A 10,566-nucleotide genomic window follows, 5' to 3' on the forward strand; every position below is an offset into this window, starting at 1 on the left:
GGTGCAAAGTTGCAAAACTGCAAAGTTACAAAGTCTCTATTTTGGGTTTATAAATGAACTTTTAATGTTTAAGTTCGCTAATATATTTTAATTAAGGTTCTAAGATTAAGGCACTAAGTTCTTTATTTCTTTACAAAGACGCACTACTGTGCACCTCCATAGAAAACCTTTGTGCCTTTGAACCTCTATTCCTTTGAACCTCTTTTTAATCCTAACTTTTCTCCTCTTTTGAGCATAAAGTCATAAGCTGCTTGATATTCATTTGGGATTTCACCTTCTAGAATGGCTTCCTTAATGGCTTCTTTTAAAACTCCTATTTCTCTGGAAGGTTTTAGATTATAAATTTCCATAATCTCTTCTCCCGAAATTGGTGGTTGAAAATTACGAACATGATCGCGCTCTTCTACCTCAACAATTTTCCTTCGTACAATGTCGAAATTTTTATGATATTTCTTAAACTTACTTGGATTCTTGGTTGTGATATCGGCTTCGCACAAAATCATTAAGTTCTCTACATCTTCACCCGCATCAAAAACCAAACGACGAACGGCGCTATCTGTTACGACATCTTGAGATAAAACGATTGGTCGCGAACTCATGATTACCATTTTTTGTACAAATTTCATTTTGTGATTTAATGGCATATGCAAACGTTCGAATATTTTTTTAGCCATTTTACCGCCTAAAAACTCATGTCCGTGAAACGTCCATCCTTGTTTTTTATTGAAACGTTTTGTTGGAGCTTTCCCAATATCATGCAACAAAGCCGACCAACGTAACCAAACATCATCGGTATTTGGGCAAATATTATCGACAACTTCCAGCGTATGATAAAAATTATTTTTGTGTGTATGTCCTTCTATTTCTTCTACTTGATTCAATGCCGTTAATTCTGGCAAAATAATGTCCAAAAGTCCTGTTTGAAACAATAATAAAAATCCAATTGAAGGTTTATCTGTAGAAAGAATTTTGTTTAATTCATCGACAATACGCTCACCCGAAATGATATTAATTCGTTCGGCATTCTTAGTAATTGCTTTCAACGAATTTTCTTCTATTTCAAATCCTAATTGATTTGCAAAACGAATAGCACGTAACATACGCAAAGGATCATCAGAATAAGTAATATCCGGATCCAACGGTGTTTTGATAGTTTTATTTTCCAGATCGTTCAATCCATCAAAGGGATCTGATAAATCTCCGAAAGTAGCTGTATTTAAAGATAATGCTAATGCATTTATAGTAAAATCACGACGATTCTGGTCGTCTTCAAGTGTTCCGTTTTCTACAACTGGATTTCGGCTATCAAAATGATATGATTCTTTTCTAGCTCCAACAAATTCAATCTCGGTATCTTCAAAACGCAACATTGCTGTTCCGTATGTTTTAAAAACCTGTACTTTTGGTTGTTTTGGAAGTAATTCTGAAACTTTTAATGCCAATTCGATTCCGCTTCCTACAGCAACGATATCAATATCTTTTTTAGAATCCCGTTTTAAAAGTAAGTCTCTTACAAAACCGCCAATTACATAACTATCTACATTAAGTTCTTGAGAAGCTTGCGAAATAATTTCGAAGATTTTATTTTGCAGAGCACCTTTATAATTTGTTTTTTTAGCCACGAATTCTCTAATTTTTATAAAATAACAGTAAAATAATTTTTAGATAATTTTACCGTGCGCAAATTTACAACATACTATACGCCTTTTATAATCTACAGCACATTTTTTTTAGTATTTAGCATTTTCAACATCAGAATTTCATAAAATTTGAACTTTCACAAAATTCAATTGTTTTTTTCGAGGTAATTTAAGTCCGAATTAAAGGTTTCTTTGAGTTTCCAAAGTGCCAATAATGCCAGAACAGATAATATTGTCCCAACTACCATTGCAGCATTTAAAATATTTCCATCAAAAAACTTATCTCTCAAAAGACTATAAATTAAAATAATGAGTGGCAAAGAACCACGAACAAAATTAGGAGCTGTTGTAGTTACTGTTGCCCGAATATTGGTTCCAAATTGTTCGGCTGCAATGGTTACAAAAAGCACCCAATATCCAACTGAACATCCCATTCCAAAACAAAGCCAATAGAAATTATCTGCTGTGATACCAAAAGAATGAAGATAAACGAAAACCATGATAAGGTTAAAAACCAGGAATAAATACATGACTTTTTTTCTGCTTTTTAACCATTGGCTCAATAATCCGCTGGCAATATCCCCCACAACTAAACCTGAATAACAAAATGCAATTGCTTTTCCGGCAACAATTGTCTCCGCTTGCTGAACGCCAAGTGTTTTGGCAAATTCTGGTGAAAATGTAATTAAAACTCCCACAAGAAACCAAAGCGGGATTCCGATTAAAATACATTGAAGGTATTTAAAAAATCTTTCTCTATTAGTAAAAAGTGCCAGGAAATTCCCTTTCTTTTCTTCACTTTTTACAGCTTCTTTAAACATTCCCGATTCATGAATGCTTACGCGAAGAAACAATAATAAAATACCTAAAACTCCTCCTGCATAATAACACAAACGCCAATCCTGAAAAAACTCATATACTAAATAAGCTGCAACTGCCCCCGAAACTCCAATAGAAGCAACAATCATGGTTCCATAACCCCTTTTTTCTTTTGGCAAACTTTCGGTAACCAATGTAATTCCAGCACCTAACTCACCCGCAAGTCCTATTCCTGCTAGTAATCTCCAAAATGCATATCCATCAACCGTAGTTACCATACCATTGGCAATATTTGCAATCGAATAAATTAATATCGAACCAAACAAAACCGAAATCCTTCCTTTTTTATCTCCCAAAATTCCCCATAGAATCCCACCAAACAACATTCCGAACATTTGCATGCTAATTAAGAATTCTCCCTCGGTTCGTATGGCATCGCCCGTAATTCCTAAATCTTTAAGACTATCAGAACGAACGATTCCGAAAAGTAATAAATCATAGATGTCAACAAAATAGCCAAGAGCAGCTACAATTACAGCAGCATTAAGTATAGAAGTCTTTTTAGGCAAAACTTCATTAATATTGTTTTTCATGGTTTTTTGGTTAAATAGTAAATCAAATATAGAGAAAGCATCAATTATTTCACATTTTTTTCAACAATATCATTTTACGATATGATACATTTATAAGGGTATCAAACAAATCAATCTGTATCTGTTATTTTTTTGATTTCAATTTGTACTTTTGAGACATTACAAAACAGCAAAAAATGAAAATCGTTATATCGCCTGCCAAGTCTTTGAATTTCGAAAAAAAATTACCTACATCACAATATACCGAAGCTGAATTACTAAAAGAAGCCAGACAAATTCATAAAGTTTTAAAAGAAAAAAAACCTTCAGAATTATCTGAATTAATGGATATTTCAGACAAACTAGCACAATTAAACTGGCAACGCAATCAGGATTGGAAAACTCCTTTTACTCCCGAAAATGCACGTCCGGCAGTTTTTACTTTTGATGGGGATGTATATACTGGCTTAGATGCTTATACAATTCCACTCGAAAAATTGGATATTTTACAAGATAAACTAAGAATATTATCCGGATTATATGGTGTTTTAAAACCATTGGATTTAATCCAAGCTTACCGATTAGAAATGGGAACTAAATTACCTATTGGCGATGCAAAAAACCTATATGATTTTTGGAAAGATACCGTTACAAAGACCTTAAATAAAGAGCTAAAAAAAGGAGAATTATTTGTAAACCTTGCCAGCAACGAATATTTTTCGGCTGTGGATGTTAAAGCACTAAAAGTTCCTGTTATCACTCCAGACTTTAAAGATTACAAAGATGGAAAATTAAAGATAATCAGTTTCTTTGCAAAAAAAGCAAGGGGAATGATGGTACGCTATATTATAGATACTAATGCAGAAACAATCGATGATTTAAGAGGCTTTAATTATGACGGATATCGATTTGATGACAGTTTATCCAAAGGAAGTCATTTAGTTTTTACCCGATAAGATATTTTATAAAATAAAAAAGCGCCTCATTTTAATTGAATAAGACGCTTCTTTTTTATACTAAAATTATTATTTAGCAGTCCAGGTATTATCGGCTGGCGTGGCATCTACAAAGATTCCACCATCTATAGTTACCGATTTTACTTCTTTGGTTGTATTAAAAGTTACAGAAGTCTTTTTCTGGTTATTCTTCCAAGTTACAGGAGTTTGATGTAGTTTTTCTTTTGTACCATCTGCATACACAATATTCACATCAAAAGGGATTGCAAAACCACCTCTATTTTTAATAAAAATAGTAGCATTTTTAGCCTTCGCATCAACTTTATCAATTGAGATATCAATATAATTATTCGTAAAGAACCAGTTATTAAAAAACCAGTTTAAATCCTTACCAGAGGCTGTATTAAATGAATTAAAATAATCCCAAGGAATCGGATGTTTACCATTCCAATTATCCATATAAGCATGTAGTGATTTTTTAAAAAGTTCATCACCCAACATATCTTTTAAAGCAATATATGATAATGATGCTTTACCATAAGAATTATTTCCATATCCAGGACCCGAAACTTGTGTAGACATAGTGATTATAGGCTGATCTTCCTCTGTTGATGAATCTTGTATGTAATCATTTATTCTAAATTTCTTATAAAATTCATCGGCAGTTTCTTTATCAGATTGAGAAATTCTTATTAAATATTCGAATGTTGTAGCCCAACCTTCATCCATAAATGCATAACGGGTTTCATTTATCCCCATATAAAAAGGGAAATATGTATGTGCTACTTCATGATCCTGAACCAATTGTGCAAAAACTGGATCTCCCATTTGAGAATCATTACACATCATTGGGTATTCCATATCGGCAAAACCTTGAAAAGCTGTCATTTTGGAAAAAGGATAAGGAATTCCCGGCCAGTTATTCGAGAACCAATCCAAAGCGTATCGATTATTTTTTACCGAAACAACAAAATCAGTTCCTTTTACATCGTAAGCAGCCTGAACACTTGCGCGGCGTTTTGTTTTATTATCTACAACAACACTACTCGCATCCCATAAATAATGATCACTTAAACCAAAACAAACGTCTGAAATGTTTTTTGCTTCAAATTTCCAAATGTTCCAATCATTTTGCTTCGTAACCTTCCCGCCTTTCATTTCCTGCTCATTGGCAATATGCAAAATTTCATCTGTAACATATGACTTTTTTAATCGTGCCGAAAATTCCGGTTGCAAAACCTCATCAGGATTCAACAAATCTCCGGTTCCATAAACTACATAGTTTTTTGGTGCTTTTACCGAATATACATAATCATTAAAATCATTATAAAACTCCTGACGGTCTGTATGTGGCAATCTGTCCCATTTGTTATAATCATCAAAAACTGTAACACGAGGATAGCTATAAGCAACAAAGAATGTCGTATTATCTATTTGCCCTTCTCTTCCGCTTTCTTTGGATAAAGGATAATTCCAATCGATATTAATTGTGATTTTGCCATGAGGAAGCAATGGCTTATTCATCTTTACATTTCCTACTGTTCCCCAACTTCTTGCATTTTCTTTATACGTTTCGCCTTCGATTTTTAAAGATGTAATTGTCAATCCGTCACTCAAAAAATCATCACTAACACTTCCGCTTCTTGGAGAAGATGGCTTATGAAGATTATTTACAAAACGAATAGGTAAATTATGCAACGTATCATTACTGTTATTTTCATAAATGATAGTTTCTGTTCCGCTTACAATCTTTGTATCTGGATTTACCGTTACATCGATGGTATATTTACCATGATTTTGCCAGTAATTTTTACCCGGTTTACCATTCATGGAACGAGTTCCTTTGGCGTAAGCCTCTTTTATATTTCTTGGCATATATAGTTCCTGTGCAAAACCATATTGTGTAATGCATATAAATGCAAACAATAGTAATCGGGATATTCTTTTCTTCATAATTGGTTAATTTTGATGATTATCAATAGTATTCTTGATTAGTTATGAATAATATAACATTGTTACAATTATTATTCAAATTTATCATATTATCTTATAATTTTGCCAAACAATACCCTTAAAATCACATCAATAATTCAAAATTCAAATTATTTTAATATCAAAGCAAAAAAAAACCGCCTTATTCCAAATGGAACAAGACGGCTTTAAACATTAAAAAATAGCTACTACAAGATATAATCGGTATTTATAAAATTCGACTCTTTGCTATTTAATAATTCTTGTAAAATGGCATTATTATAATCGTTATCTTTTGATGCTACGAAGGTTCTAATTGAGAACGAACGCAATGCATCGTGAATACTTAAGGTTCCTACAGCCGAATCTTTACGACCTGTAAATGGGAAAACGTCTGGTCCTCTTTGGCAAGAACTGTTTAGGTTTACTCTACAAACTAAATTTACCAATGTATCGATAAGTGGTGCGATAGTTTTTATGTCTTTACCAAACAAGCTTACTTGTTGCCCATAGTTTGACTCTGCCATATCATCCAAAGGTTCCTGAATATCCTTGAAGGTCAGGATTGGTACAACTGGTCCAAATTGTTCTTCGTGATATACACGCATTTTTTTATTTATAGGAAATAAAACTGCCGGGAAAATATAATTCTCAGTATGTAATCCTCCTTTTTCATTAATTATTTTTGCTCCTTTGCTAGTTGCATCATGAATTAATTCCTGGATATAATGTGGTTTTTCTGGTTCTGGAAGTGGTGTAAGTGTAACCGACTTTTCCCACGGATTTCCGAAAATTAATGAATCTACTTTTGCTGCAAAGCGTTTATTAAACTCTTCGGCTATAGATTCGTGTACATATAAAATCTTTAATGCAGTACAACGTTGTCCGTTAAATGATAATGTTCCGGCTATACATTCCTGAATCGCCAAATCTAAATCGGCATCTGGTAAAATTATCGCAGGATTTTTGGCTTCTAAACCTAATACCAAACGTAATCTGTTTTTATTCGGGTGTTGATCTTGTAATGCAATAGCCGATTTACTATTTCCAATTAAAGCCAGGATATCGACTTTTCCAGATTTCATAATTGGCGATGCTACTTCTCTACCTCTACCATATACAATATTTATTGCTCCTTTTGGAAAACTACTTCTAAAAGCTTCCAATAAAGGTGACAATAATAAAACTCCGTGTTTTGCTGGTTTAAAGATTACAGGATTCCCCATAATCAATGCAGGAATAAGTAATGAGAAAGTTTCGTTTAATGGATAATTGTATGGTCCAAGACATAATACAACTCCAAGAGGTCCTCTACGAACCATCGCATTTATTCCTTGTACTTTGGAGAAATTTGATCCACGACTATTTAATTCTTTGCAGCTTTCGATTGTATCGTAAATATACTCTACCGTTCTGTCAAATTCTTTCTCGGAATCTCCTAATGATTTCCCTATTTCCCACATCAATAGTTTTACAACTTCAGTACGAGTAGTTTTCATCTGAGAAACAAAATTCTCCATACATTTTATACGATCCACAACTTTCATTGTAGGCCATAATCCTTGTCCTTTGTTATAAGCTGCAGTTGCAGACTCTACAACCTCTATAGCTTCCGCCTCTCCCATAAAAGGAATAGACCCTAATAAGGTTGGCGTATATTTTTCGGTAGAAGAAATTGTAGAAAAAACAGGTGTAGTTTGCCCTGTCCATTTTTTTAACTCTCCATTTACAAGATAGGTATCCTGTACCAATGGAGTATTTATTTGGTATTCCTCTGGTATAAAACTCATTATTTGGTTATTTAGTTTTTGGTTATTATAGTAATAAATAAAAAAGAGGCGCACGCCTCTTCTTATTTTATGGTGTTACGGTTTCTCCGTCCCAATCCAGGATCCCTCCTAATAAATTGTAGGCGTTATTAAACCCCATCTCATTCATTATTTGGCACGCCTTGGCACTTCTGGCTCCAGAGCGACAATACACATAATAGTTTTTGTTTTTATCTAATTCCTCTAGTTCATAGATAAAAGCCTGTCCTTTATTGATATCAATATTAAGAGCATTTTCTATATAACCATCATTATATTCGTCTTCAGTTCTTACATCAAGTATAACTGCATTTTCGTCAGCTTCAAATTGAGCTATCCAATCTTCTTGTGATAAATTCATGATATCGTATTTTTAAGTAAAATTACAACGTTTTTGGCAAACTATAAACCTTAGTTTTGTGATTTATATTATAATTCATAGAAAACGTTTTAGCAAAGATATAATAATCAATGAATTCTATTTTCTACAAATAATTTTTAAAAATACAGTCTACAAAACCCATAGAAAATAGGATATTGCTATTTGGGATAATTGCTCTTAAATACAAACTCTGCTCAATTAATACCATAATAATCGGTTATATTTGTAATAGATTATGACTTTTAAAGTCATTTTGATAAAAACATCTGAAACAAGTTTCATAAATCAATACAAATTAATTCATGACTCGAGACTAAAAGTCGAACAGGCGAAGCAAATTCGTGGCAAAAAAAATAAAATCTCAATATAATAGTTTTTAAAATTTCACCATTAAGAGATTAAGAAAATTTAAGATTAGTGCTTAATGAAACTTAATCTCTTAATGGTGAAAAATATTATTTCCTAAGTGTTTAAAAAACAACATCAATGCAAACTCCTTTAAAAAATATTTTCCCAAACTTTTCCAATGAATTAATTTCTGCTATCGAAAGCAATGCAAGCATGCAAAATTTTGAAGCAGGAACTATCTTAATGCGAACCGGACAATACATAAAAAATACGGTTTTGATAACCAAAGGCAAAATCAAGATTTACCGTGAAGGCGAAGATGGCGGCGAGTTTTTCATGTATTATTTACAACCTGGTCAAGCTTGTGCCATATCTATGATTTGTGCTACCAAAAGCGAGAAAAGTCAGATAATGGCAAAAGTAGTCGAAGATGTTTCGGTAATCATGATTCCATTAACCTTAATGGATAAATGGATGATGGAACACCGCAGTTGGTACGAATTTGTGATAGAAACTTACAGAAGCCGTTTTGAAGAAGTCTTAGAAGTTGTAGATAGCATCGCATTCCGATCTATGGATGAGCGATTGGAGTTTTACCTAAAACGCCATAAAGATGCTTGCGGATGCACCGAATTAAAAATATCCCATCAGGAAATAGCTACCGAACTTAATACCTCACGAGAAGTAATTTCGCGTTTATTAAAAAAAATGGAACAACGAGGTTTGGTCAAATTAAACCGAAACCAAATTGAACTTTTGAAATAAAACATTTTATTTAAAATTGAACCATTAAGAGATTAAGAAAAATTAAGTCTTTAGTTTTATATCCTAATGGTAAAACCCTCGCAGCAAAGCAAAATAAAACCATTTATTATAAAATTGAACCATTAAGGAATTAAGTTTCATTAAGAAGTAAAACTTAATTTTTCTTAATTTCCTAATGGTAAATATTTTTAACGACGATGCAAAATTTGTATTTAATAAACCCAATGTGATAAATGTTACTGTCCCTTACGATTTAAGAAACAATCTTTGTCTCAAAACAAATCGTAATGGAATATATAGGTTATTTTGCTTCAATTATCATAGGACTTTCATTGGGTTTAATTGGCGGCGGCGGATCAATACTTACCATTCCAATTTTAGTTTATTTATTTAAGATAAATCCGGAGCAAGCAACAACTTATTCTTTGTTCATAGTAGGTATCACTGCTTTATTTGGGAGTTATAGCCATTACAAAATGGGGAATCTCAAACTAAAATCAGCTTTATATTTTGCCATTCCTTCTGTTATTTCCATCTTGATTATACGAGAAGTAATTTTCCCTCATATCGCAGCAACATTATTCTCTGTTGCCTCCTATACCGTTTCCAAAGATTTCTTGATCATGCTTATTTTCTCGGTATTGATGATAGCAGCTGCAATCTCGATGATTAGAAAAAACAAAACAATACTACAACCAACCGTTACAAATTATACACAACTTAGCATAATTGGTTTTATTGTTGGGATTGTAACTGGATTTTTGGGTGCTGGTGGAGGTTTTTTAATTATTCCTGCCTTGGTGTTTTTTGCCAATCTACCGATGAAACAAGCCGTAGGAACATCATTGCTTATTATATTTATCAACTCCTCTCTAGGTTTTGGAGGAGATTTATATATAGGAACTCCTGTAGATTATATCTTTTTATTAGAAATCTCGGGCATTGCTCTTTTAGGAATGCTAATAGGAACGCAACTTTCCAAAAAAATTGATGGCACTAAATTGAAGCCTATGTTTGGTTGGTTTGTACTAGTAATGGGATTTTATATAATTACCAAAGAAGTTTTCTTTTAGGACATTCAAGCCACTCTTTGTCAAAGTTGAAAAACTTTGACAAAGAGTGAAACTAAAAAAACTGTTTTATTCCTAAGAGTAAACGGTTTTCTATTTTATGGGCGTTCCCTTCGGTCGGGCTCAATGTCATTAAGTTAAGGATTTAGTCAGTTTGTTTTTAAGTACTTAAGGTGATTTTAATTAGCTTTATTGTATTATTTTTCTTATATTTAAATTGTAATTTTACAATATA

Annotated in this window: 8 protein-coding genes; 3 read left to right on the plus strand and 5 right to left on the minus strand. The window is 32.7% G+C overall.

Going from position 1 to position 10,566, the window contains the following annotated elements; translation table 11 throughout:
* Positions 1-185: 185 nt before the first annotated feature.
* Both OIU83_RS02035 and OIU83_RS02040 read right to left on the minus strand, forming a co-directional pair.
* The gene (locus OIU83_RS02035) at positions 186-1,622 is read right to left on the minus strand and encodes a CCA tRNA nucleotidyltransferase (protein ID WP_264204611.1); all 1,437 of its coding nucleotides are present in this window, start codon (positions 1,620-1,622) and stop codon (positions 186-188) included.
* Between the two features lie 164 nt (positions 1,623-1,786).
* Positions 1,787-3,052 (minus strand): MFS transporter, encoded by a 1,266-nt coding sequence (locus tag OIU83_RS02040; protein ID WP_264204612.1) that lies wholly within the window; start codon positions 3,050-3,052, stop codon positions 1,787-1,789.
* Positions 3,053-3,228: 176 nt separating this feature from the next.
* On the opposite strand from OIU83_RS02040, the gene yaaA reads away from it, so the two are divergent.
* A complete protein-coding gene (yaaA, locus tag OIU83_RS02045) occupies positions 3,229-3,987 on the plus strand; it encodes a peroxide stress protein YaaA (RefSeq protein ID WP_264204613.1) in 759 nt (252 codons plus the stop codon).
* 69 nt (positions 3,988-4,056) lie between these two features.
* Here the strand turns inward: yaaA and OIU83_RS02050 are convergent, their stop codons facing one another.
* The 3 genes from OIU83_RS02050 to OIU83_RS02060 form a co-directional block, all read right to left on the minus strand.
* The gene (locus OIU83_RS02050; protein WP_264204614.1) at positions 4,057-5,940 is read right to left on the minus strand and encodes a M1 family metallopeptidase; all 1,884 of its coding nucleotides are present in this window, start codon (positions 5,938-5,940) and stop codon (positions 4,057-4,059) included.
* Between the two features lie 227 nt (positions 5,941-6,167).
* Complete coding sequence (locus OIU83_RS02055; protein ID WP_264204615.1) at positions 6,168-7,748, minus strand: NADP-dependent glyceraldehyde-3-phosphate dehydrogenase; 1,581 nt, start codon at positions 7,746-7,748, stop codon at positions 6,168-6,170.
* A 67-nt stretch (positions 7,749-7,815) separates the two neighbouring features.
* Positions 7,816-8,127, minus strand: a complete 312-nt coding sequence (locus OIU83_RS02060; RefSeq protein ID WP_264204616.1) for a rhodanese-like domain-containing protein — start codon at positions 8,125-8,127, stop codon at positions 7,816-7,818.
* Between the two features lie 507 nt (positions 8,128-8,634).
* Between OIU83_RS02060 and OIU83_RS02065 the strand changes: the two genes are divergently transcribed.
* The gene (locus OIU83_RS02065) at positions 8,635-9,261 is read left to right on the plus strand and encodes a Crp/Fnr family transcriptional regulator (RefSeq protein WP_264204617.1); all 627 of its coding nucleotides are present in this window, start codon (positions 8,635-8,637) and stop codon (positions 9,259-9,261) included.
* A 287-nt stretch (positions 9,262-9,548) separates the two neighbouring features.
* Positions 9,549-10,334, plus strand: a complete 786-nt coding sequence (locus OIU83_RS02070; RefSeq protein ID WP_264204618.1) for a sulfite exporter TauE/SafE family protein — start codon at positions 9,549-9,551, stop codon at positions 10,332-10,334.
* Positions 10,335-10,566: the final 232 nt, after the last annotated feature.

Source organism: Flavobacterium shii, assembly GCF_025847235.1.
GTDB classification, from domain to species: Bacteria; Bacteroidota; Bacteroidia; order Flavobacteriales; family Flavobacteriaceae; genus Flavobacterium; species Flavobacterium shii.